Source organism: Myxococcus sp. AM011, assembly GCF_013372595.1.
GTDB lineage: Bacteria > Myxococcota > Myxococcia > Myxococcales > Myxococcaceae > Myxococcus > Myxococcus eversor.
In genome coordinates, this window is record NZ_JABXEM010000187.1 from 1 (window position 1) to 23,534 (window position 23,534).

Consider the following 23,534-nt stretch of genomic DNA (forward strand, 5'->3'; position numbering starts at 1 on the left):
GGGGAGGGGTTCGCTCACGGGCTCCACTCATAGACCGGTCGCCTCCGGCTGGCAGCGGTTTCGTGCACTCGTCGACATCCGCCGCTGGTCAGCGGGCGACCGGGCGCTGTGTACCCCCCAACCCTTGACCCTGGTGTCCCGCCCTCACGGTGAACACCTCAACCAGGATTCGGCACTCGCAAGGGCAGGAGCCGCGCATGAAGGCCGTCGCCGTCTTTCCCGTGAAGAGAGAGGTGCGCGTCATCGACGCACCCGAGCCACGGCTCCAGTCCCCCACGCAGGTGAAGGTGCGCACCCTCGAAACAGGCGTGTGCGGCACGGACAAGGACATCGTCTCGTTCTCCTACGGCACGCCGCCGCCCGGCTCGGACTTCCTCATCCTCGGCCACGAGTGTCTGGGCGAGGTGGTGGAGGTGGGCTCGGCGGTGAAGGGACTCCAGGTCGGAGACCTCGTGGTGCCGCGCGTGCGCAGGCCGTGTCCCCATGCCACGTGCCCCGCGTGTCGCGGCGGCCATCCGGACTTCTGCATCACCGGGGACTACACCGAGCGAGGCATCAAGGAGGCCCATGGCTTCTGCTCGGAGCGCTTCGTGGAGGACGTGGCGTATGTGCACCGCGTCCCCAGGGAGCTGCGCGAGGTCGCCGTGCTCACCGAGCCGCTGACCATCGCCGAGAAGGGCCTGCGCGAGTGGGAGCGAATCCAGGAGCGGCTGCCATGGCGTCCCGCGCCGGGGCGCGCGGTGGTGCTGGGCGCGGGGCCGGTGGGACAGCTCGCGGTGCTGACGCTGCTGCGGCGGGGCTTCGCCACGACCGTGTATTCGCACAGCAGCAAGCCCAACCCGAAGGCCGAGGCGGCGGAGGCCGCGGGCGCGCCCTACCTCTCCACGAAGGACGTGTCCCCGGACGAACTGGTGCGCAGCGTGGGGGAGCCGGACCTCATCTATGAGGCCACTGGCGTGGTGAAGGCGGCGTTCGACGCGCTCAAGACGCTGGCGAACAACGGCGTCTTCATCTTCACGGGGGTGCCGTCGGACCAGCAGCCGCTGTCGCTCGCGGGCGAGGAGTTCCTCAAGCAGGTGGTGCTGCGCAACCAGGTGCTGCTGGGCACGGTGAACGCGGCGGCCACGGACTTCGACGCGGCGCTGGAGGACCTGGCGCGCTTCAGGGCCCGCTGGCCGGGCGGGCTGGAGCGGCTCATCACCTCGCGCCATCCGCCGGAGGACTTCCTCGACGTGGTGACGGGCAAGGCGGGCAAGGGAATCAAGCAGGTCATCACCTTCAGCTAGGGCGAGGTGCGTATGCGGGACGGCAGACAGACGACGGCGGGGGGCTCGGTGCCCATCGAGGACCACGGCGTCATTGGCGACCTGCGCACGGTGGCGTTGATTGGCAACGAGGGCACCATCGACTGGATGTGCTACCCGCACTTCGACAGCCCCAGCGTGTTCGCCGCGCTGCTGGACCCCCAGAAGGGGGGCCACTGGCGCATCCACCCCAAGCCGGACGGGGTGCTGTGCAAGCAGTTCTACTGGCCTGACACCAACGTGCTGGTGACGCGCTTCTACACACCGGACGGCGTGGGGGAGCTCATCGACTTCATGCCCATGGGGCGGGAGGACGAGGATGACGTGCGCGAGGTGCTCCGGCGCGTGCGCGTGGTGCGCGGGGAGATGGCGTTCGAGCTGGAGTGCTTCCCGGCCTTCAACTACGCCCGGGACACTCACACCACGCACCTCATCTCCGGTGGGGCAGCCTTCGAGTCGGAGAAGCTCCAGCTCACCCTGGCGAGCTCCGTGCCCATGCAGCGCACGGAGCGCGGTGTCACGGCGAGCTTCGTGCTGAAGGAGAACCAGTCCGCCGTCTTCTCGCTCAGGGATGGGATGCGGGTGTCGTGCGAGGAGCTGGTGCACAGCCATGAGTCGGCGGAGGCGCTCTTTCGCGGCACGGTGGAGTACTGGCGCCACTGGCTGTCGGGCTGTCAGTACACGGGGCGGTGGCGGGAGACGGTGCAGCGCTCGGCGCTGGCGTTGAAGCTGATGACGTTCGCTCCGACGGGCGCGATTGTCGCGGCGCCCACGTGCAGCCTGCCCGAGTCACCCGGTGGCACTCGCAACTGGGACTACCGTTACTGCTGGCTGCGGGACGCGGCCTTCACCGTCTACGCGTTCCTGCGCATCGGCTTCAAGAAGGAGGCGGCGGCCTTCATGCGGTGGGTGGAGGCGCGGTGCGCGGAGCAGGGGGACGGGCCGCTGCCGCTGATGTTCTCGTTGGACGGCAGCCGGGTGCCGGACGAGGTGGAGCTGACGCACCTGGAGGGCTACGGCGGCGCGAAGCCGGTGCGCATCGGCAACGGGGCGGCGGACCAGCTCCAGCTCGACATCTATGGCGAGCTGATGGACTCGGTGTACCTGTTCAACAAGCACGCGGCGCCCATCTCCTACGACTTCTGGCGGCACCTGCGGCGGCTGGTGGATTGGGTGTGCGAGCACTGGAACCAGCCGGACGAGGGCATCTGGGAGGTGCGCGGGGGACGGCGGCACTTCGTGTACTCGAAGCTGATGTGCTGGGTGGCGGTGGACCGGGCCATCCGCCTGGCGGACAAGCGCAGCTTCCCGGCGGACCGGCCGAAGTGGCTCGCGACGCGCGATGCCATCTTCGAGGACATCATGGCCCGGGGCTGGAGCGAGGAGCGGGGCTCCTTCATCCAGGCGTACGGGAAGGACACGCTGGACGCGGCGAACCTCTTGATGCCGCTGGTGTTCTTCCTGTCGCCGGTGGACCCGCGGATGATTTCGACGCTGGACCACATGCGAAAGCCGCCGTCGCAGGGCGGCCTGACGTCGGACGGGCTGGTGTTCCGCTACGACGTGGCGGCCACGCTGGATGGCATCGCTGGGAGCGAAGGCACCTTCAACCTGTGCAGCTTCTGGCTGGTGGAGGCGATGACGCGGGCGAACCCGGTGCGGCCGGACTTGCTGGAGGAGGCGCGGCTCACCTTCGAGCGCATGCTGGGCTACGCCAACCACGTGGGGCTGTACGCGGAGCAGACGGGCATGTCGGGCGAGTCGCTCGGCAACTTCCCGCAGGCGCTCACCCACCTGTCGCTCATCAGCGCCGCGTACAACCTGGACCGGACGCTGGGGCGAAAGGACTGACCCCAGCAGGCCATCGACAGGCGCTACGCCCCGAAGAACTCCTTCCACGCCCCGGGCGTCACCACGCCGATGAGCTGGACACCCAGCTCGCCATTGTGGCGTATCACCACGTCCAGTCCGGTGAGCAGGCGTGGGTCGTCCGCGAAGTCACGCTGCTTCTTGCGCGCCACCAGCAGCTCGAAGTCCTTCTCCATCAACTCGCCATCCTCGCGAGGCATGCGCCGCAACGTGGCGCGAGCCCGCTCCACCCAGCCCTTCTCCGGCTCCCACTTGTCCTGCACGACGGCGTTCCACGCGCTGAGCGCCAGGGCGAGGACGGTGAACAGCTCTTCTTGAGGACTCTCCGAACTCTCGATGTCCTCGAGGAGGGGCCGCGCGAAGTCGAGCAGCGTCTCGGAGACCTTGCGCTGGGGCACCTTGCGCGTGGCCTTGCCCGAGGACTTGGGCGGCTGGAGCGGGATGCTCGCCAGGTCCACCTTGCCCACGTAGAAGCCCGTGAGCAGGGGCAGGGGCACCTCCAGCTTCACGCGCAGGTGGAAGTCCCCCAGGCGCAGCTCTGTTTCTGTTGTCGCGTCCTCGGGTCTCGCCTCCGCCAGCGCGAGCGCTATCGCCGTCGCGACCCGCATGTCCTCGACGTCGCCGGGAAGCAGCTTGTTCCTCTGGACCCGGAGCAGGTCGGGGACGAAGGGGACGCCGGTGTGCTGCTGAATCGCCTTGCTCGCCCAGGCGGGGGTGTCATCGAGCGTCAGTCCCAGGGCGTCCGGGATGAGCATGTCCACTCCCGGCACGGCGGGACTGGAGCGGGCCACCCGGTCCGCCGACCCCATCCGGTCGAAGAGCGAGAAGCCGAACTCCGCCTCGCCATTGCCCATCACGGAAAGCTCACGCGTCCCCTTCACACGTCCCTCCAGGGTGACGGTGAACAGCTCCCCGTTGGTCCACAGCTCCCACGGGGCCGCGCGGATGAGGGCCGTGGTGGCCAGGAGAAAGGCCTCCATGTCATCCGGAGGCACCCTCGGCGCCTTGCGTGGCATCCAGTACGACTGCACGGCGAGGTGCGCACGGAGCGAGACGATGGAGAGCGGCGCGGGCCGCGAGACGAACCCGAAGGCCGCGCCCGCTCGCGCCAGCCGGCTCTCGCAGTAGACCTTCCGGCCCTTCAGGACTCTGGCCAGGGCCGCCAGTCCGTCCACGTCCCGCGCGACACACTCGGGAGGGAGCACGTAGCCGCCGGCCTCCACGGCCATGTAGAAGGACACCGGCCCGTCCTGGTCCGTGTCGATGGGGCCCAGCTTGAAGACATACGCCGAGCCCTCCTCGAGCTCGCCCTTCGACGCGGACCTCCTCTTGCGAGGCCGCTGTCCAGCGAAGTCCTGGAACGCACGGCGGCGGGGAGGAAGCAGCGACTCAGCGAAGGCCATGGCCTCTTCCTCGTCGAAGGAGGGCGCCTCCTCGGAGATCAGCTCCATCACGCGTCGGAACAGGAACGGCGCCCGGCGACGCACCTGGCGTCGTCGCCCCGCGAGGTCGTCCAGGGGCGGCAAGGTGCCCAGCTCACGGCGCACGGAGTCGAGGAGGAGCGGGTGCTGGGATGCGGCGACGACCACCGTGCCGCCCGTCAGCTCCAGGTGGTCTCCCGCGGGCATGGCCCAGGTCACGAAGACATCGCCCGGCACCACCTGAAAGGTCAGGCTCTGCTCGCGAAACTCCAGCACCTCGTCGAAGAGCAAGTCCCTCAGTCGGAGGCTCTTGCCCAACTGGACGTCCTGGACCTCGAATATCGAGCACCACGAAGCAGCCAGGGCCTGGAGGATGGAGCGCTCCGCGCGTGACAGGCGCGCGCCCGCTGTCAGCAACTGACGGTCCGCCGCGGTGCGGCCCTCCGCGTCCTCCCGGCCATGAAGCGTCCAGGCGAGCAGCGAGGTGTCCATCCAGGGGAAGCGGATGGGGTCCCAGTGCGCTGGAAAGTCGGCGCGGGCCAGACGGGTGTTTTCCGGCTCGGCCTGAGCGAATTGCCTCAGCGCGGCCAGTCCCCGCGCGAAGGCATGGGCGGTCCAGGTCGTCATGGGAGGACACTACCCACGAAGCCACTGCCAGGCCATGTCACTCGACAGGGGTGTTCAGGCCTCGGCGCCCCTCTGCTCCACCGAGCGACGTCACGGTGAAGCGGGCCGCAGAACCACTCGTCGGCGGCCTCCGTATTGAGGGAGAGTGAGGCCCCACCGCGTCAGGTGGGCTCACCTCCCCGGTTCCCTTCATGGCCGCTCCGCTTCCATCCCTCCCCGAGTCCTCTCCCGCCCCGGGCGCACGCGCCCTCCGGGTCTTCAAGGGTGTCCTCGCCGTCGTGGGGTTGCTGGTGCTCGCGACGGTGGGCGTGCGCCTGCGCTACGGCGGAGGCGAGCCGTACCCGGACGTCACGGGCATGCCCCTGCTCCCGGACAGCGCGCTGGAAGAGGTGGTGCGCAGCGCGGAGCCCATCGGCAACGTGGCGGTGTCGTCGACGGGGCGCCTGTTCTACACGCTCCACCCGGAGAGCCGCCCCGAGGGCGCGAAAATGTGGGAGTGGGTGGACGGCAAGGCCGTGCCGTTCCCCGCGGAGGCGCTCCAGAAGAAGCTCTTCGACACCGTGCTCGGCATCACCGTCGACCGGCGCGACTGGCTGTGGACCATCGACCATGGCAACCACGGCCTCGGCGTGCCGCGCCTCTTGGCCTTCGACCTGGCCAACGGACACCTCGCGCACGAGTTCGACTTCCCGCCGCAAATCGCCCCCCCGGGCTCCTTCCTCCAGGACCTGCGTGTGGATGCGAAGGGCGGGACGGTGTTCATCGCGGACGTGGGCTTCTGGCGCCGCTCGCCCGCGCTCGTCGTCTACGACGTGGCCGCGAAGCAGGCTCGCCGCGTGCTGGAGAAACACGCGTCCGTGTTCCCTCGCGACTTCGTCATCCGCAATCCCATCAAGGACATGGTGTTCTTCGGCGGAATCGCCGCGCTGAAGTGCGGGGTCGACGGCATCGCCCTGGACCCGAGCGACGAGTGGCTGTGGTTCGCCGCGATGAACCACGACACCATGTACCGCGTGCGCACCCAGGACCTGCGCGACGCCAGCCTGGATGACGAGGCGCTCGCCCAACGCCTCCAGGCCGTGGGCCGCAAGCCGCTCAACGACGGGCTGAGCGCGGACGCGGAAGGCAACGTGCTGATGACCGACGTGGAGCACGGCGCGGTGCTGCGCATGAGTCCGGACGGACGGCTGGAGACGCTGGTGAAGTCCCCTCGAATCCGCTGGGCGGACGCGCTCAACCACGGGCCGGACGGCTGGCTCTACGTGGCCGACAGCGCCATTCCCCACCACATGCTCCAGTCCAAGGCGCACATCGCCGCGAACGGGCCCTACTTCATCTGGCGCTTCAAGCCCGGCATCGGCGGCATCGCGGGCATGTGAGGAGCGCGCGAGGCCCGTGAAGCCCTCGCGCGCCCCCCGTCACGTCACTGCACGTTGAAGTGGTAGTTGTTGCCGAAGTTGGAGTCCCACGCCTGGCAGCCCCAGCGGCTGGTGTTCTCGAACCAGATGGCCAGGTCGCCCCGCGTGTTGAGCGGAATGGACGGCGCGGGCGGGTTGGGCGTGGAGGAGAAGCCCGCCACCCAGAAGCTCTGCACCGGCCCGTTGTTGAACTGGTAGTGGCCGGTAATCGTCCACCCCGGCGTGTTGGCGTTGATGTTGCCCCGGCACTGCGTCAGCCGTGAGGCGTCGAACACGATGCTCGCGGCGGCGCCGAAGGGCAGCGGGTTGGAGGAGGCGAAGACATTCCAGCCCTGGGACGGGGACTGGAAGGTGATGCTCGGTGCCGTCTGTGACACGGCCACCGAGGCGACGAGCAGCGAGACAGCGGCCAGCAACCAGCGGAAGTGACGCGGCATGGCGGGACTCCTTGTCGTGAGGGAGAAGAGAGTGCGGCTCTCGGGATACGAAACCCGAAGGCTTCACCGGCCGCGAAGACTTCCTCGCGGCTTTGCCCCGCGAGCCGCCCCGGAGTCTTCTACAGTCGGGCTCCCCCACTCCTTACGCTCCGCGCCATGGCCGACCCAAGACTCGCCTTCTACCGACTCGCCGTCCGCGTCGACGCCCGCTATGACGCGATGAGCCGGAGCCTGCGTCGCTCGCTGGGCATCGCCCCGCCGCTGCGCATCCTCCCCTACCGAGGCCATGGCACCTCCGAGCGCGCCGTCATCAAGGCCCGCGTCCTGGAGGACCGGCACATCCGCCCGCAGAAGCAGCGCCACACGCTGTGGAGCAGCGCCGTGGCCTCCTACAAGCGCTACATGACGCGCGAAATCGCGGGCGCCCACGTGGCGGTGCGCTGGGGCGACAAGCGCTGGGAGGGGACCACCGACGAGGAGGGCTTCCTCGAACTGTGGGTGGCTCCGCCGGAGGGCGTGCGCTCCGGGTGGCACATGGTGGAGCTGGAGCTGCTGTCGCCGGAGGCGGCGGGCGTGCCCCGCGTGGCGGCCCCGGTGCGAGTGGCCGGAGCGAGCGCGGGCTATGGCGTCATCAGCGACATCGACGACACCGTCATCGTCACCGGCGTGACGGACCCGCTCAAGCGCGCCTGGGCCCTGTTCCTCACCGAGCACCGCGTGCGCCTGCCCTTCCCGGGCGTGGATGCCTTCTACGCCGCGCTCCAGGCGGGCCCGGAGGGGACGGGGGACAACCCCATCTTCTACGTCTCCAGCAGCCCGTGGAACCTGTACGAGCACCTGGACGAGTTCCTCGCGCTGCACCACATCCCCACCGGCCCGCTGCTCTTGCGCGACTGGGGCCTGTCCAGCCAGGGCTTCGCGCCCGGCGGCGGCCACGGCCACAAGCTCGACAAGATGCGCGGGCTGTTCGCGGACCTGGCGCACCTGCCCTTCATCCTCATCGGAGACAGCGGCCAGGAGGACGCGGAGCACTACCGCACCATCGCCCGCGAGTTCCCCGGCCGCGTCCTCTGCGTCTACATCCGCAACGTGCCCGGCCACCCCCGCCGCGCGAGAGAGCTGGAGCTCATCGCCGCCGACATCCGCGACGCCGGCAGCCAGCTCGTCGTCGTGGATGACACGACGACGGCCGCCCGCCACGCCGCCCGCTCCGGGTGGATTCAGTGGAAGGAGGTCCTCGAGGTGGAGGCCCATCGCCGCGAAGAGGTCTCCAGGGACCTTGGTGGCTGACTTACGAAATTACAGCATCATCGCTATTTTATAGGTATTGCTTGAATTCCGACCTTCAGTTGTGGCACAGGCGCGCCTGATTATCCGGTCTGTCCTCTGTTTCCACACCCCTGAAGGAAGCGAGTCATGCGTGGCCACCTGGTGCATTCGTTTCGCTGGACGCTCTCCGCGCTGGGCGCAAGCGCGAGGCGTATGGCGCGGTCCGTCATCGTCCAATCAGGTCTGCGAGCCCAGGGCGCGCCCGCGTCCTCCGCTTCGCACCCCGCGCCGTAAGGCGAAGTGCTCGTGGTGGACGACGCGTCGGCCCTCGTCGGCGCGTTGAGGAGGGTGGGGCCCCAGGGGTTCGGGGCCCTCCTTCAAGGCAGGGGGCGGCCGCCCTGGAACTGGGCCAGGCGGGTGGCGCGCTCCATGACTTCGCCCTGGGCCCAGCGCTTGTCCGCGCCCGCGGGAGGCGTCAGGCGGCGCCAGTTGCCATCGGGTTGCAGCTCCCACGCGTGGGTGTTGTCCACGAGGCTGCGCTCCAGCGAGTCCTTCACCTGCGCGGCCAGCGTCGGGTCCTCCACCGGCGCGAGGATTTCCACGCGGTGGTCCAGGTTGCGAGGCATCAGGTCCGCGGAGCCGATGTAGCAGCGCAGCTCCGTGCCGCGCTCGAAGATGTAGACGCGCGCGTGCTCCAGGAAGCGGCCCAGCGTGGACACCACGCGGATGTTCTCGGACATGCCGGGCACGCCGGGACGCAGGCAGCAGATGCCGCGCACGTTGAGCTCCACCTTCACTCCGGCGCGCGACGCGTCGTAGAGGGCGCGGATGATGCCCGGGTCCACCAGCGCGTTCATCTTCATCTGGATGCGCGAGGGGCGCTCCAGCGTGTGCGCGACGACGGTGCGCTTGATGTGCTCCAGCAGGCCCTCGCGCATGGTGAGGGGCGCCACCAGCAGCTTGCGGAAGCTCTTGGGCCGGCCGAAGCCGGTGAGGTAGTTGAACAGGTCCGCCACGTCCGCGCCGATGTCCGGGTCCGTGGTGAACAGGCCCATGTCCGTGTAGAGGCGCGCCGTCTTCGGATTGTAATTGCCGGTGCCGATGTGCACGTAGTGCCGCACCCGCTCGCCTTCGCGCCGGACGATGAGGATGGCCTTCGCGTGTGTCTTGAGGGAGGGGATGCCGTAGACGACGTGCACGCCCGCCTCTTCCAGCGCGTTGGCCCACTTGATGTTGGTGCGCTCGTCGAAGCGGGCCTTCAGCTCCACCATGCACACGGCCTGCTTGCCGTTCTCCGTGGCCGTAATCAGCGCGGGCACCAGCGGTGAGCTGTCGGAGGTGCGATAGACGGTCTGTTTGATGGCGAGGACATCCGGGTCCGCCACCGCCTCCGTGACGAAGCGCTCCACCGACGTGGCGAACGAGTCGTAGGGATGGTGGACGAGCAAATCCCCGCGCCGCATCGCCGCCATCACCGTGACGCCCTCGGGCGTGTCCGTGTCCGGGCGCAGCCGGGGCTGGGTGACGGATACCCACGGCGCGTCCTTCAGCTCCGGGAAGCCGGGGGCGAAGGCGATGGCCTGCACGTCGCCCAGACCCAACAGGCCCTGCTCCTCGTACACCTGGCGGGACTCCAGCCCGAGCGCCTCCACCAGCGGCTCCAGCAGCTTGGGGCTCATGCCCGCCTGCACCTCCAGGCGGATGACGTCTCCGAACCGGCGCTGCCGCAGCTCCGTCTCCACCGCCTTGAGCAAATCCTCCGCGTCCTCGGACACGGTGAAGTCCGCGTCGCGGGTGACTCGGAACAGGCTCCAGCTCAGCACCTCCATGCCGGGGAACAAGTCCCCCAGGTGCTGGGCGATGACCTCCTCCAGCGGCACGAAGACGTTGTTCTTCAGGGGCAGGAAGCGGGGCAGCAGCTCCTTGGGCACCTTCACCCGGGCCACGCTCTCCTCGCCCGCCTCCGGGTCCCTCAGCAGCACCGCGAGGCTGAGCGACAGGTTGGAGATGTACGGGAAGTGCCGCCCCAGGCCGATGGCCAGCGGGGTGAGCACCGGGAAGATCTGCTCGCGGAAGCGCTGGTCCACCTGGGCGCGCTGGTCGGCGTCCAGCTCCTTCGCGGTGAGGATGCGCAGGCCCTTCTCCGCGAGCGCGGGCCGCAGGAGCTTCTCGAAGATGGCGCTGTGGCGCTTGCTCTGCTCGAAGATGCCCTCGTGCAGCTTGTCGAGCGTGGCGCCCGGGGACGCGCCGTCCGGCACCAGCCGCGCCACGTTGGCGCGCACCTGCTCGTGCAGGCGCGCGACGCGAATCATGAAGAACTCATCCAGGTTGCGCGCGTAGATGGCCACGAACTTGAGGCGCTCCAGGAGCGGCTCGTCCGCGGACTCGGCGAGCTGGAGGACCCTGTCGTTGAAGGCCAGCCAGGACAGCTCCCGGTTGAAGAACATCCCCTCGTCCGGCTCCGCCCCCGCGGGCAGGGCATCGCGCTCCAGGGGCTTCTGGGGGGTGACGCTGCGTCCGGCGGCGCCTCGCTTCGCCATCTTTTGGAATCTCCCGGTTCCCACCTTGGCGGGGGATGTAGCAGGCTGGGCTCTCACCGATTGTGAACTCCGTTGTCACGAAAGGAAGCCCTCCAGCGCCAGGCACCGGCTCGGGAAGTTGCCGGGCGGGCGTTACCGGGGGGGCGGCGTGGAGTTTCTTGCATCCGCGCTGTTGGAACGGCATGTCAGTCGACGTGAGCCCGACAGAGAACCTCCCGCACGCCTCCCTGGCCGCCGAGCAGACGGACGCTGGCAACCTCTTCTCGGCCTATGACAAGGAAGACCAGAAGGCCTCCCGGGGGCGTTGGGCGCTGGCGCTCCTGGCCGCCCTGGTGCCGGTGGTGCTCGCGGGGGTGTTCTGGACCTTCGTGCGCGAGCAGCGTCCCACATTCCAGGTCATCACCGACCACGGCTTCAAGTCCATGCATGGGGGGATGACGACGGACCAGGTGATGGCGCTGCTCGGCCGCCCCATGGCGCGTGAGAAGGATGCGACGGGCGCGGACTGCTACCGCCACGGCGCGCCGTCGGTGGAGAAGGAGTTCTTCCTCGTCTATTCGGTCTGTTACGAGGACGGGAAGCTGCGGGACGTGACGCAGCGGAAGTTCTCCGCCTGGGCCGTGGAGCCTGAGACGGGCACCTTCCAGGCCCCGGCCGGAGATTCGGCGCCGGTGCCCGCGGGCGCTCCGGAAGCGGCGGCCCCGTCGTCCACGGCGGGCTCGCGTTAGCCGCTTCATCCTTGTCCCGAGGAGTGCCCGGCACCTGACGCCAAGCCGTCCCATGGGCGGGGGTGTGGGTGCATGGCCAGCGGGGCCACCTTCTGGGCTGTGCCAGGCGTCGGGCAGGAGGCCGGGTCCTGGTGCGCAAGGGGGGTGGCGTGGGGCGGCCGTGGACGTACTCCCAGCGTGTCGGCGCTGGCTTCATCGCGTCCCTGGTGGTGGCGCTGGCGCTGGCGGTGACGTCGGCGGTGTCGCTGTTGTCGGTGCGCTCCACCCACAAGGCGAGCCTGCTCGAGCTGTCCATGGACCTGCTGGAGGTGGAGCGCCTGCGCCGGGCCTTCAGCGACAAGGTGTCCAGCGAGCGGGGCTATGCGCTGTCGGGCGACGCGCTCTTCGCCGAGGAGATGGTGGCGTCGCGCGAGCGCTTCATCGCCATCCATGAGCGGCTGAAGTCCCGGCTGGACACGGAGCCCGCGGAGTCGCTCCTGGAGTCCGCGATGCGCGCGGAGCAGGAGCACGAGCAGGCCGTGCGGGAGATGGTGGTGGCGCATTCCAACCGCGTTCCCCGCGAGCGACTGGAGGTGCTCTTCGAGGAGCGGGTGGGGGACACGCGCCTGCGTGCCTATGAAGCGCTCCAGCAGCTGTGCGCGAGCGTGGAGGAGCGGCTCGCGCTGGGCATCCAGTCGGCGGTGGAGGTGGACGAGCGCGTCCTGGTGCTCACGTTGATCGCGGCGAGCCTGGGGCTGGCGCTGGCCGGGGTGCTGGCGTGGGTGTTGTTGCGGCGGCTGGGCCCCTTGCGCGAGGAGGCCGAGGCCAGCACGAAGCGCTTCCAGTTGCTCGTCGAGGGCGTGCAGGACTACGCGCTCCTGCTCCTGGACGAGCGGGGCCGGGTGGCGAGCTGGAACCCGGGGGCCACGCGCATCACCGGCTATCAAGCGGCGGAAGTGGTGGGCGAGCCGGTGGACCGCTTCTACCCGCCGGAGGCGGTGGAGCTGGGGTTGCCGGAGAAGGAACTGGCGCGCGCGCGGCGGGACGGGCGGCTGCGCACGGAGGGGTGGCGCACGCGCAAGGACGGCACGCACTTCTTCGCGGAGGCGCTCATCAACACGCTGCTGGATGACGACGGCGAGGTGCGGGGCTACGCGGCGGTGACGCGCGACATCACCGAGCGGCAGCGCGCCGAGCGCACGCAGCGGTTGTTCGCGGAGGCGGGCCGGATGTTCCAGCAGTACCTGGACCCGGACGAGATGGTGGCGGAGCTGGCGCGGATGATGGTGCCGGAGGTGGCGGACGGGTGCCTCCTGTACATGCTCACGCCGTCCGGGCAGTTGAGGCCCCGGGCGGTGAAGCACGCGGAGGCACGGAAGGAGGCGTGGCTGTGGGAGTCGGTGCGGCGCTACACGCCCCCGACGGACGCGCCCCAGGGGCTCTGGCAGGTGATGCGCACGGGGCGCTCCCAGTGGGTGGAGGACGTGTCGCCGGAGATGCTGGCGCAGGCGGCGGCGGACGCGGAGCACTTGCGGCTGATGGAGCAGGTGGGGGTGCGCTCGTCCTTGTCGGTGCCGCTGCGCGCGGGGGGGCGGACGCAGGGGGTGCTGGTGCTGCTGATGTCGCTGCCGGAGCGGCGGCTGACGCTCGCGGACCAGGTCTTCATGGAGGAGCTGGCGGGGCGCGCGGCGCTGGCGCTGGACAACGCGCGGCTCTTGCGCGAGGCGCGCGAGGCGGTGGAGCTCATCGGCGTGGCGGCGCATGACCTGGGCAATCCGCTCAACACGCTCCAGTTGCTGCTGCGCAAGCTCTTGCGCACGGACCTCTCGGTGGAGCGGGAGAAGGTGCGGGACGGGCTGGGCACGGCGCTGAAGCAGACGCAGCGGTTGGGGCAGTTGCTGCTCAACCTGCTGGATTTGTCACGGCTGTCCGCGGGGCGCCTGGTGCTGGACGTGGCGCCGGTGGACCTGGCGGACCTGGCGCACGAGGTGGTGGAGCGCTTCGCCGCGCACGCGACGGAGGTGGGCAGCAAGCTCGTCTTCGACGCGGAGCTGGGGCTGGTGGGGCAGTGGGACCGGCTGCGGTTGGACCGGGTGGTGACGAACCTGGTGTCCAACGCGCTGAAGTTCGGCGCGGGCCGGCCGGTGATTGTGCGGGTGGAGCGCGCGGGCCTGGCGCGGGCGCGGCTGGTGGTGCGGGACTTCGGCGAGGGCATTGCTCCGGAGGCGCAGCGGCTCATCTTCGACCGCTTCGCGCGGGTGCCCTCGGCGGGCCGGCATGCGGGCTTCGGGCTGGGGCTCTACATCGTCCGCCAGCTGGTGGACGCGCACGCGGGCTCCGTCCGAGTGGACAGCACGCCGGGCGAAGGCTCCACCTTCACGGTGGAGCTGCCCTTGATGGAGCTGGGCGCGGAGCGGGAGGACGACACGGGCGAGCCGGCGCCTGCCCCTGCTGACGGGGGCTAGAGCTTCTCCATCGTATCGGCCGTGCGCTCTTCGCGGACGTTGCCGGTGTTGAGGGTGGCGGCTGGCTCGAAGAGGAGGACATGGACCTCCTCCTCCGCGACGGGCCGGTGCTCCACGCCTCGGGGGATGATGATGAACTCCCCGGGCTCCACGTCCACGGTGCGCTCGCGCATCTCCATGCGCAGCCGGCCGTGCAGGACGAGGAACATCTCGTCCTCGTTCTCGTGGTGGTGCCAGGTGAAGGGGCCCAGGAGCTTCGCCAGCCGGACGTGCTGGCCGTTCAGCTCACCCACGACTTTCGGAGACCAGTGCTCGGAGAACAGGGCCAGCTTCTGGGCCAGGTTGACCTTGTCCACGGAGGGCGGCGCCACGTCGGTGCTCACCTCGTTGGTGGAGGCCTCTCCGGTGGGGGAATCGTCGCGGCGGCCGGAGTCCCAGCGGGGAGGACGGGCACTGCTGGCGGTGGGGCTTCGGGTGGGCGCACTCATACCGTGGAGTTCTCCTGTGGGGACGCGAAGTCCGCGAGCCACCATGCCCGAGCCCCGGTCCGGATGTCTGTCTTTTTGAGTCCGCCAACGCCGCTCATGGACAACCGGGCGCGAGGTTGGGTCGACTACCCGACGAAGCGCGTCAGGCTTCAGTCTGGATAGAACATGGGGTCTCTCGTGGTGACGAACGAGGAGATGACGGAGGCCACCTCATGCGGCAGTCCGGTGAACTGCACGCCCACGCCCGGCATCAGGTCCGGCATGCGGGGATTGGACTCGCGCACCCAGCGCACCACGCCCGTCACCTTGATGGGCCGGCCGCCCGGCAGCGTGAAGTCCAGCTCCACCTGCGTGCCGCGTGGCACCGCGTCCACCGTGGCGATGAAGACGCCGCCCTCGCTGATGTCCATCGAGAAGCCGGTGAAGAAGTTGGAGTCGCTGCGCATGTCGATGGACGTGTGCATCCGCACCCGCCCGTTGCGCCGGGCCTCCGCGCTGTCCGAGGCGCGCGAGGGGGCCTCGTGCGGCTGTCCCTGCGTCTTCACCGTGGCGGCGGCCTGCGCCAGCTCCGCCTGACGCGCGCGAGCGGCGGCTTCCTGGCGGGCCCGCGTCCTGGCCGCGGAGGACTCCACCTGCTGCTTCAGCGCGGCCTCCGCGTCCGCCACCGCGCGAGCCACCTGCGCAGTCTGTTCCTGCTGGATGCGCAGCGCGGCCTGCACCTCCGTCCCCATCCGCTTGCGTGCTTCCAACGCCTTCTCGCGTGCCTCCAGCGCCTTCTCGCGCGCGGCCTCCACGTCCAACGAGGGCACGCGAGCGGCCTGGAGCCTGGATGCCTGCTCACCCACCTGCGGGTCGGCGTCGGGTTCCTGGTGGGCCCGGGCCAGCGCGGCGCGCACGCCATCCAGCCGGGAGGCGAGGGCGGCGGTGTCGGCGAGGGCGCGCGTCACCTGCTCCGCGAGGCGGGACTCCTGGGCGGACAGCTCGCTCTCGGCGCGAGCCAGCTCGGCCTCACGGGGGCCCGACGGGGGGACGCGGGCGGCAGGGGGCGGCGAGGTCATTCTTGGGACTCCAGAGGGGCGCCACTGTAGCAGGCTCCCCGGGAAGTCCACGTCCCACTCGCGTGTGGGTCAATCCGCGCCCTTGATGCAGGCCACGGGCTTGAGGCGCTTGGCGATGCGGGCGAGCCCCGCCATCTCCACCGTCTCCAGCACGTCATCCAGGTTCTTGTAGCAGGGGCCGGACTCGTCGAGTGGCGTCTGCCGGGTGTTGAGGATGATGCCGGACTCCGCCATCCGCGCGTCGGTGGCGCCCTGGTTCAGCACGCGCCGGGCCTCGCCTCGGGACAGGCGCCGGCCGGAGCCGTGGTTCACCGAGTAGATGGACTTGGACGCGCCCTCCTCGGCGAACAGGATGGCGCTGCCGGTCTCCATGGAGCCCGGAATCAGGATGGGGTGACCGGTGCCCTCCCACGTGGTGCGCTTGAGCGCGGGGTGGCCCGCGGGGAACGCGCGCGTGGCGCCCTTGCGGGCGACGAACTTCCCGGCCTCCTTCTGGATGAGGTTGTGGGAAATCTCGTAATAGACGCTCGCGGTGCCGCCGAAGACGTCCTCCAGCGCGGCGCACACGGCCTCACCGATGATGAGCCGGTTGGCCACGGCGAAGTTGGCCGCCATGTTGTGCAGGTTCCAGTACTCGCGGCCCATCGGGCTGTCGGCGTCGAGCCAGACGAAGTCCTCGCTGCGGCTCTTGAGTCCCAACTGGGCGGCGCCCTTGACGAAGAACGTCTTGGCGATGTTCCACCCGAAGCCCCGGCTGCCGGTGTGGAGCATCACCCAGACGCGGCCCTCTTCATCCACCTGCATCTCGGTGAAGTGGTTGCCGCCGCCCAGGCTGCCCAACTGGCCGCGCTTCTCATAGGCCCGCTCGGGGATGTCCACCCGGTCGTCCTCCACGGGGATGAAGTCGCGCTCGGTGACGGCGGAGCCGCGGCCCAGGGCCTTGGCGCCGTGGCGGACGACTTCCGCGAAAGCGCGGTCGGACACCTTGCGCTGCGCCTGCACGCGACTGGCGCCCACGCCCACGGCGATGCGGCGAGTCACTTGCTCAATCCACTGGCGACGCTTCGCGGGGTCCGCCACGTCCTCGGCGTTGAGGGACGTCTGCAACTGCACCATGCCGCAGCCGATGTCGTAGCCGGCGGCGGTGGGGAGGAGGATGCCGTCCGTCTCCACCACGGTGCCGATGGGGACGCCGTAGCCCACGTGACAGTCCGGGGTGACGGCGACGCGGGTGACGCCGGGGAAGGACGCGGCGTTGACCACCTGATCGAAAACGGCGTCCTCCAGGCCGGGCATCTCGGGGCCCTCGCCCCACAGGAGCTTGTCGGACAGGAAGAGGTCCGCGTCGACCTTCATGCTCTTGGTCTTCGGAAGGACGTAGTGACCTTCGGCCGTCTTCTCCAACCGCTGCTTCCAGCTCATGGCATTGCCTCCCCTGACGCCCCTGGACAGGGGTGAACACGCGCGAGGGACGGGAGCGTCCGAAAGAAGCTGACCGTCGCGCCCGGGTTCGCCCGAGGCTCCGAGGATGCTGGGAGAGCGGGCGGGAAAGCGAGCGAATTCCCGAGGTTTTCCCTCGGAGAACGGGCGTTTGCGCAAGGGCGCGACGCGGTGCGTGGGTGGCGGCCGCCCCGGACCTGGGGACGAGGGTGGAGGGTGGGTGCTGTTGCCGTCCCGACGTCGGCAACGCATTCTCGTGGGGGCCCCGAGGCCTGGCGCGCACACCCGGACGGTCGACCGAAAGTCGGCTCGCGTGCGAAGCGCGGGAATTGGATCTGCGAAGGACTTGCCGCATTCCGGCTCCAGGCCCATCCATCTCCTATCCAGGCAGGGGGTGGGCGATGGGTTTCCTCGGTGGGATGTTCCTGGCGGTGGCGTTGCAGGCGGTGCCGGCGGATTCGTTGGCGGGGCCGGTGTTCAATCCGTCGATCTGCGCGAAGAAGCGCGTCGACGCGTGCGGTTGTCACCACGTGTATGGGATTCGGCACTGCCATCCCAACCGCAAGGGTGGGCACTGCGAGGCGCCGGTGAAGGCGCAGATGCCGGAGGAGAAGGCGGAGGCCCCGGTGCTGGAGAGCCGCGAGCCGGAGCCGGCGAAGACGGAGGAGCAGGAGAAGGCCGCACAGCCTCCGGCGACGCACGAGAAGAAGCGCTTCGACCCGAAGAAGTCCGTGCCGATGTAGTCCGCGCGCGGCGCGAGTCCTGGAGTGAAGACTGAAGGCTGGAGGCGCCTCCGTGTCGTGGAGGCGCTCCGCCAGGCGGTACGTGTCAGCGACGGTGGGCGAGGATGCGCGGGCCCATGGGTTGGAGCGCGTTCTCTTTCACCCGGCGTTGTTCGACGGTGAGCAGAGGTGCTCGGCCACACGCTCACCGGAGACGGTGTCGTCGTGGGACTCGGTGACGCCTCACGCCAGATACCGGAACAGAGTGGGCCTCGAGTCACCTCGGAGACCTCGAAGCCGCCGTGAGAGACGCGGACGCATGGCCCGCGCCCCGGAGGATGGAGGCGCGTGTTCCTCAGTGCGCGATGAGGGGTGAGCTGTCCTCGATGGCGGCGACGGGCGCTGGTGAGGGCACGTCGCGAGCGGGCACGGGCAGTGACTCCATGCGGCTCAAGGACAAGGGCCCGTCCGCGCGGATGATGACCCAGTGAGACTGGGGCGAGGCCCTCAGGGCCACGGTGTTGGGGTTCAGCCACCGAAGCTCGGGCCGATAGTTCGTCACCGGCGTCACCGTCACGGGTGCCCCCGTGGTCCAGAGACTCGCGCTCACCTCCACCTTGGGCAGCTCGCGAGGCGCGGGTGCGGTCGTGCTCGCCGTGGCATGGAGTGCCTGGGCCGGAGACAAGGTCGCGGTCGTGCGCGGTGCCTGAGAAGGAGCCACGGACACACTCGGACATGGAGCCGCGGGGGTCTGCTCCAGAACCAGCGTCCCCTTCACCACGGGAAGGGCCACTTCACGCGGCGCTTCCACCTGGCGTGGCGCGACAGCACCGCGAGGCGGGAACGAGCTTGGCATCGACGGTGAGTCGGGCACGGGCGCCCGGGTCACGGGCCCCGGTGGCTTCACCTTCACCGGAGCAATGGCCGGCGCCGAGGGCAATGGCCCCGATGCACGCGTCTCTTCCGCGGCACGCAGCACGAACGGAGGAGGCGGAGGAGGAGGCGTCTTCACGCGAGCTTCCGTGCGCGGAGCCACCACCACCGGCGCCTCGCTCACCGTGACGTGACTGTAGAGCCGCTCGTCCTCCAACGCGGTCGACGGTGGCCGCGCCGCCTGCCCCATGCGCGTGAAGTCCGAGATGAGCACCGGGTCCCTCGGGTCCAACTCCAGCGCCGCACTCAAGGAAGCGCGGGCCCGAGCCTCACAGCCCTGCGCGAGCAGCAGCTCCGCCGCCGTGCGATACGACGCGATGGCGGCCTGTCGGTCCCCCGCGCGACGACAGATTTCCGCGTGACGCACTCGCGCGTTCGGGTCCTTGGGCACCATGCGGAGGATGCGCGAATGGACCTCCGCGCATTCGGCGTATCGCCCCTGGGAGAACAGCAACTGCGCGGCTTCCTTCAACGCTCTCAACTGGGCCTGGGCGCGCTCGCTCATCGTCCTGTCCTCCGGAACGGATGCCCTGCGGGGGAAAGCAGGGTACATGCCGAGGCGCGCGCATCCGTGTGAACAGTCCACCGTCCACCGGGGACACTGGCCCATGGCGCGAAAGCGCGTCTTCGGGCGAGCATCCACCGCGCACTCCAGGGTGAAGCGAGCCGCGCACCCAGACTCGCGACGTAAGGGAGACCCTGTAGAAAAGGAGCCCCGCGCTGTAACAATGAAAGCCTTCCGTGCACCGGCAGGGAGGCGATTGAGGGGTGCGCGTGCGACATGGGGTGGCGCCGGGTGTCACTGAAGTGAGGCGTAGCGAACACGCGCCTCGACTCACCCAAGGAAGGGACACACCGCATGCGGAACGGACTGGTGGGACTCTCGCTGATGGCGCTGGCGTTGGTGGGCACGAGCGCGGCGGCGGAGGAGCGCATCGAACTCAAGGCGGGCGAGCAGCGCGTGCTCGACATGGAGGGCCTGTCGCGGCTGGCGCTGGGAGACCCCGAGACAGCGGAAGTGAAGACCCTGGGCAAGGGGAAGATTGAAGTCACCGGCAAGGTGGCGGGCACCACGACGATGCTGGTGTGGAAGCGCAACGGCGAGCGACTCGCGTACACCGTCGTGGTGACGGAAGGCGCGGCGAAGAAGAAGTAGACCGCGCTCACGCAAGAAAGCCCGCATGTCCTCGGTGGACATGCGGGCTTCACCGTCACCACGGCCTCGCGACTACGCGGGCCAGGGAGACAGCTTCTCCGTCTCGTACTTCCCGAGCAGGGCGTGCGTCTCGCGCGCGGCGGTTTCGACCTCGTCGTGGGTCAGTCCCTTGGGCAGCGTGGAGATGACCGTGGGGAACGCCCCGTCGAACACGAGCAGGTTCTCCAGCTCCAGTGCGTCGTTCTGGAGGTCGTAGAGCTCCCACTGGTCGGCGTACTCGCCCGACGGGTCCCACGTCCTCGACAGCTTCCAGCGCGGCGTGCGCACGCACCGGACATGGTTCGGCTGGCACACCGCGCCGGGCCTGAGCTCCGGCACCTTCCCCGCCTTCGTGGTGCCTTCGCGCAGGGCGTCGACGGCGCGCGAGAACACGTTGAACAGCGCATCGTCGTGCGCCTGGTGCGGGTCGCCGGTGTGAGGCAGCGTCTCCGTAATCTCGTCGTCGGTGATGAAGAGCACTCCGGCGCGGGGTGTGCCGTCCGGCTCCGTCACGGTGGTGGTCTCTCCGCGCGCCAGCGGGCTCAAGTCCGCGCCGACGAAAGGAGGTACCGGGCGGTGCAGCCGCAAGTCCGTGCGAATCGCGTCGAGCTCCACGCCCTTGATGTCCGCGAGTCCCAGGAGCGTGGGCAGCACGTCCACGTGGCTGCTGAGCGCTTCAATCTGCCGAGTCGTCGGCGCGACGTCCTTCTTCGGAGGGAACTGGACGACGAGCGGCACGTGCAGCGCCTCCTGATAGGCGGTGTGCCACTTCTCCATCAGGTAGCCATGCGCGCCGGCGTACTCACCGTGGTCGGAGAGGAACATCACGAGGGTGCTCTCGCGCAGGCCGCTCTCGTCCAGCGTCTTCAGCACCTGGGCGATGTGCGCGTCCACCACGTGGATGAGCCACGTGTAGTACTGCACGAAGCGCAGCGTGGACACATCCGGGGCCGCCGTGAGCTGGAAGGGGATGCCCGAGTTGAGGGTGACGGAGACGGCGTCGATGTTCTCGTTCGCCTGATGCAGGACGAGCCCCGTCTTGGCCGCGAGCGCCAGGCCCATCTTGTACGCGTAGTCGCGCTGGCAGCTCGGCTTGTTGACGAGCGAGTCGTGCACGTTGGGAGGCAGGTGCGCGTTCTCCTGCGGAAAGTCCTGGGGGTTGAGGAGGATGGAGAGGCTGCCCGCGACGGGAGTCACGGAGCGCGCTGTCTGTGACGGCACGTGCAGCGGACCCAGCGGGCGGGATTCGGAGTCCATCTGCCGGGGCAGGATGGGATACGTCGCGATGTCGTGGGGGTTGGTGAAGGACGCGACGGCGAGCCACGGCTGCGGCGTGGTGGAGGGCCCGGCGGCGAGCGGCGCCGAATAGGACTGCTGGGCGAGCGCGCGGTTGTAGGGCTGACCCAGCGCCATCCTGCGCAGGAAGGTACAGGCCAGGTCCGCGAAGCCCATGTCGCGGAACGTCCCCAGGTTGTTGACGGAGGAGCCGTGCGGCTCCGGATAGGACAGCTCCCAGTCATCGAAGCCGTACTCCTTCAGCGAGTGGTCCGGTGGATTGCTGACGTGCCACTTGCCGAAGTAGTGCGTGTGGTAGCCGGCCTTCTGGAACCAGTGGCCGATGGTGGGAATCCCGTCGGGCTCCAGCCAGGGGAACGCCGCGGCGTCGCCGCTCTTGAACAGGCCATCCGTCTGCGTGACGCCGGTGCGCGTGCCGTATTGGCCCGTGTAGATGGCGGCGCGGCTGGGGATGCAGGCCGAGGTGGCGATGGTGTGGTTGCGGAAGATGGCGGCGTTCTTCCGCAGCGCGGTGAAGCCGGGGAAGAACTTCTGGTAGGGGTTGTCGTCCCCGCCCTCGTCGATGAAGCCGAGGATGTCCTTGATGCCCGGCAGGAACCCTCCCTCGGGGCCGTAGGCGAACCGGGGGAACATGAGTTGATCCACCGTCAGCAGGAGGATGTTGGGACGCGACGTTTCGGACATGGGGCCAGGGCTCCGGAATGAAACGGGGAGAGGGGCCGGAGTTTGCACTCGCCATGCCCACAATCCCCATCCACCCGATGTCCCGCGTCTCTCGGTACATCCCCGATGTCCCGCGTAGCAGGGGAACGCGGGTGCGTTCACCCCGGACGCGCTTTGGGGGCTCAGCGACCGCCGCGCGGAGCCTGTCGAGCCTGTCGCGGCGTCTCCTGGCCCAGCAGCCGATACGCGCTCAGCCGGTGCTGCTGGAGCTGGGGCAGCAGGTTGTCGAGCATCGCCTTCAGCGCGGTGTTGTCGGCGAACTGCTGTTGCCCGGCCATCACCTTGGCGATGTCCACGTCATGGTCGCCCACCATGGCGGCCAGATAGGCGCGGTCGAACGCGGGGCCCTGGAGCGCCTGCAGCTTCTCCATCGTCGCGCTCTCCGCGCTCTGCATCGTCTTGGCGAGTGACGAGTCCGCCTTCGGCTCACCGAGCTGGAGCTTCTTCGTCTTCGCGTACGCGAGCAGGTTCTCGTCCGCCTTGCCGTGCTCGCGCTCCATGCGGGCGCCGAAGTCCTTCACGGCCTGGGAGGTGCCGTTCTTCTGCGCCAGCTTCCCCATCTGCACCTCCATCTGGTTGGCGTGGTGCAGCTCCTCCAGGAAGGCCTTCTCCTCGGTGGGGATGGGCATCAGGCCCTCGCGCATCCACTTCGCGGCCTGCGCGTCGGGCTGGCCCGCGCCGCCGGTGCCGGGCCAGGCGCTCGGGTCCTTCTGGATGTCCTCGGCGTGGTCGACGGCATCTCCCTCGCCCATGCGAATCATGCCCTGACTGTCGCCGGTGCCGTCGCTCTGTGTCGTCGGCGTGTCCGACGCCTTCGCGCCCTGGTTGTCCTGCGCTCCCGCGGCGCCGCCCAGCATGAGCGCGCCCACCAGCATCCAACCGTTCCATCGCATCATCGCCAGCCTCCCGGATGTGGACATCCCGGTGGCAAGGTGGCGATGACGAAGCACCGGTGGCCAGGGCACACCAGGGGAGCGGACAGGGGCTCCGTCCCCGGTGGGTCCCTCCCCGCCGTCGGTGTCAGGGCTCCGCGAGCAGGAACAGGGCGTGCGCGCTGGCGATGGGACGGGTGCGGTCGTCCTGCCAGGCCTCGACGCGGACGTTGGCCACGCGACGTCCCTGGCGGGTGATGAAGGCGCGCGCGAAGGTGTCCTGCGCCTTGCCCGAGCGCAGGAAGTCCACGGTGACGGAGATGACCTTGGGCACGCGCGGCGTCTCCGTCTGGAGCAGCAGCTCGAAGATGGCGGAGGACTCCAGCAGCGCGCCCAGCGTGCCGCCGTGCAGCGCGGGGATGAAGCTGTTGCCGATGAGCTTGGGCGTGTAGCGCATCCGGCAGAGCATCTCCCCGGCCAGGTTCTCCACGCCGATGCCCATGAAGCGCGTGTAGGGGATGGCGTCGGTGAGCCGGCCGTACTCGCGCGTCTTGCGCACCTGGTGCACCAGCTCGGCGAGGACGGAGGGGGACTTGGCGTCGCTCATGTCATTCCTCCAGCCGCATGAAGGTGCCCTGCGCGGAGGCCACCGGGTTGCTCTTGTCACCCTGGTGCACGAGCGCGCGGACGAAGGCGACCTGACGCGTGCTGCGGTAGCACTCGGCCACGGCGATGAGGGGGACGTGGGGG

General features: G+C 69.4%; 18 protein-coding genes. 8 read left to right on the forward strand and 10 right to left on the reverse strand.

From position 1 onward, the window contains the following. Positions 1-197: 197 nt before the first annotated feature. On the forward strand, positions 198-1,286 hold the full coding sequence (locus HUW62_RS31835; protein ID WP_176436540.1) for a glucose 1-dehydrogenase: 1,089 nt from the start codon (positions 198-200) through the stop codon (positions 1,284-1,286). 12 nt (positions 1,287-1,298) lie between these two features. Beyond that, entirely contained in the window at positions 1,299-3,155 is a 1,857-nt protein-coding gene (locus HUW62_RS31840) for a glycoside hydrolase family 15 protein (protein WP_176436541.1), read from the forward strand. A gap of 23 nt (positions 3,156-3,178) precedes the next feature. On the opposite strand, the gene HUW62_RS31845 is transcribed toward HUW62_RS31840, so the two are convergent. Next, on the reverse strand, positions 3,179-5,221 hold the full coding sequence (locus HUW62_RS31845; RefSeq protein ID WP_176436542.1) for a hypothetical protein: 2,043 nt from the start codon (positions 5,219-5,221) through the stop codon (positions 3,179-3,181). A 191-nt stretch (positions 5,222-5,412) separates the two neighbouring features. Between HUW62_RS31845 and HUW62_RS31850 the strand changes: the two genes are divergently transcribed. Then, the gene (locus tag HUW62_RS31850) at positions 5,413-6,600 is read left to right on the forward strand and encodes an L-dopachrome tautomerase-related protein (RefSeq protein WP_163870810.1); all 1,188 of its coding nucleotides are present in this window, start codon (positions 5,413-5,415) and stop codon (positions 6,598-6,600) included. A 44-nt stretch (positions 6,601-6,644) separates the two neighbouring features. On the opposite strand, the gene HUW62_RS31855 is transcribed toward HUW62_RS31850, so the two are convergent. Next, complete coding sequence (locus HUW62_RS31855) at positions 6,645-7,076, reverse strand: DUF6209 family protein (RefSeq protein ID WP_163870809.1); 432 nt, start codon at positions 7,074-7,076, stop codon at positions 6,645-6,647. A 156-nt stretch (positions 7,077-7,232) separates the two neighbouring features. On the opposite strand from HUW62_RS31855, the gene HUW62_RS49715 reads away from it, so the two are divergent. Continuing rightward, positions 7,233-8,366, forward strand: a complete 1,134-nt coding sequence (locus HUW62_RS49715) for an App1 family protein (protein WP_163870808.1) — start codon at positions 7,233-7,235, stop codon at positions 8,364-8,366. Between the two features lie 356 nt (positions 8,367-8,722). Here HUW62_RS49715 and ppk1 read toward each other — a convergent pair whose 3' ends face one another. After that, complete coding sequence (ppk1, locus tag HUW62_RS31865; protein WP_163870807.1) at positions 8,723-10,885, reverse strand: polyphosphate kinase 1; 2,163 nt, start codon at positions 10,883-10,885, stop codon at positions 8,723-8,725. A 182-nt stretch (positions 10,886-11,067) separates the two neighbouring features. On the opposite strand from ppk1, the gene HUW62_RS31870 reads away from it, so the two are divergent. Continuing rightward, positions 11,068-11,613 (forward strand): hypothetical protein, encoded by a 546-nt coding sequence (locus HUW62_RS31870; protein ID WP_163870806.1) that lies wholly within the window; start codon positions 11,068-11,070, stop codon positions 11,611-11,613. A gap of 131 nt (positions 11,614-11,744) precedes the next feature. Then, positions 11,745-14,057 carry a PAS domain-containing sensor histidine kinase gene (locus HUW62_RS31875; RefSeq protein WP_240357146.1) on the forward strand — a complete coding sequence of 771 codons (2,313 nt, stop codon included), beginning with the start codon at positions 11,745-11,747 and terminating at the stop codon, positions 14,055-14,057. Here HUW62_RS31875 and HUW62_RS31880 read toward each other — a convergent pair. The 3 genes from HUW62_RS31880 to HUW62_RS31890 all read right to left on the reverse strand — a co-directional run bounded on the left by HUW62_RS31880 (position 14,054) and on the right by HUW62_RS31890 (position 17,025). Next, complete coding sequence (locus tag HUW62_RS31880; protein WP_163870805.1) at positions 14,054-14,545, reverse strand: cupin domain-containing protein; 492 nt, start codon at positions 14,543-14,545, stop codon at positions 14,054-14,056. The two genes, HUW62_RS31875 and HUW62_RS31880, sit on opposite strands and share 4 nt — an antisense overlap. A gap of 149 nt (positions 14,546-14,694) precedes the next feature. Then, positions 14,695-15,603, reverse strand: a complete 909-nt coding sequence (locus HUW62_RS31885; protein ID WP_163870804.1) for a TIGR02266 family protein — start codon at positions 15,601-15,603, stop codon at positions 14,695-14,697. A gap of 69 nt (positions 15,604-15,672) precedes the next feature. Next, on the reverse strand, positions 15,673-17,025 hold the full coding sequence (locus tag HUW62_RS31890) for an RtcB family protein (protein ID WP_163870803.1): 1,353 nt from the start codon (positions 17,023-17,025) through the stop codon (positions 15,673-15,675). Between the two features lie 419 nt (positions 17,026-17,444). Between HUW62_RS31890 and HUW62_RS31895 the strand changes: the two genes are divergently transcribed. Then, positions 17,445-17,786, forward strand: a complete 342-nt coding sequence (locus HUW62_RS31895) for a hypothetical protein (protein ID WP_176436543.1) — start codon at positions 17,445-17,447, stop codon at positions 17,784-17,786. 334 nt (positions 17,787-18,120) lie between these two features. Here the strand turns inward: HUW62_RS31895 and HUW62_RS31900 are convergent, their stop codons facing one another. Beyond that, positions 18,121-19,203 (reverse strand): M48 family metallopeptidase, encoded by a 1,083-nt coding sequence (locus HUW62_RS31900; RefSeq protein WP_176436544.1) that lies wholly within the window; start codon positions 19,201-19,203, stop codon positions 18,121-18,123. A gap of 354 nt (positions 19,204-19,557) precedes the next feature. Between HUW62_RS31900 and HUW62_RS31905 the strand changes: the two genes are divergently transcribed. After that, positions 19,558-19,854: a pilus assembly protein N-terminal domain-containing protein gene (locus HUW62_RS31905; protein WP_163870801.1), complete on the forward strand. Its 297-nt coding sequence runs from the start codon at positions 19,558-19,560 to the stop codon at positions 19,852-19,854. Positions 19,855-19,926: 72 nt separating this feature from the next. On the opposite strand, the gene HUW62_RS31910 is transcribed toward HUW62_RS31905, so the two are convergent. The 3 genes from HUW62_RS31910 to HUW62_RS31920 all read right to left on the reverse strand — a co-directional run bounded on the left by HUW62_RS31910 (position 19,927) and on the right by HUW62_RS31920 (position 23,391). Beyond that, complete coding sequence (locus HUW62_RS31910) at positions 19,927-21,873, reverse strand: sulfatase-like hydrolase/transferase (protein WP_163870800.1); 1,947 nt, start codon at positions 21,871-21,873, stop codon at positions 19,927-19,929. Between the two features lie 161 nt (positions 21,874-22,034). Next, the gene (locus HUW62_RS31915; protein ID WP_176436545.1) at positions 22,035-22,808 is read right to left on the reverse strand and encodes a DUF4142 domain-containing protein; all 774 of its coding nucleotides are present in this window, start codon (positions 22,806-22,808) and stop codon (positions 22,035-22,037) included. A gap of 124 nt (positions 22,809-22,932) precedes the next feature. After that, positions 22,933-23,391: a PaaI family thioesterase gene (locus tag HUW62_RS31920; RefSeq protein ID WP_176436546.1), complete on the reverse strand. Its 459-nt coding sequence runs from the start codon at positions 23,389-23,391 to the stop codon at positions 22,933-22,935. Between the last annotated feature and the right edge of the window lie 143 nt (positions 23,392-23,534).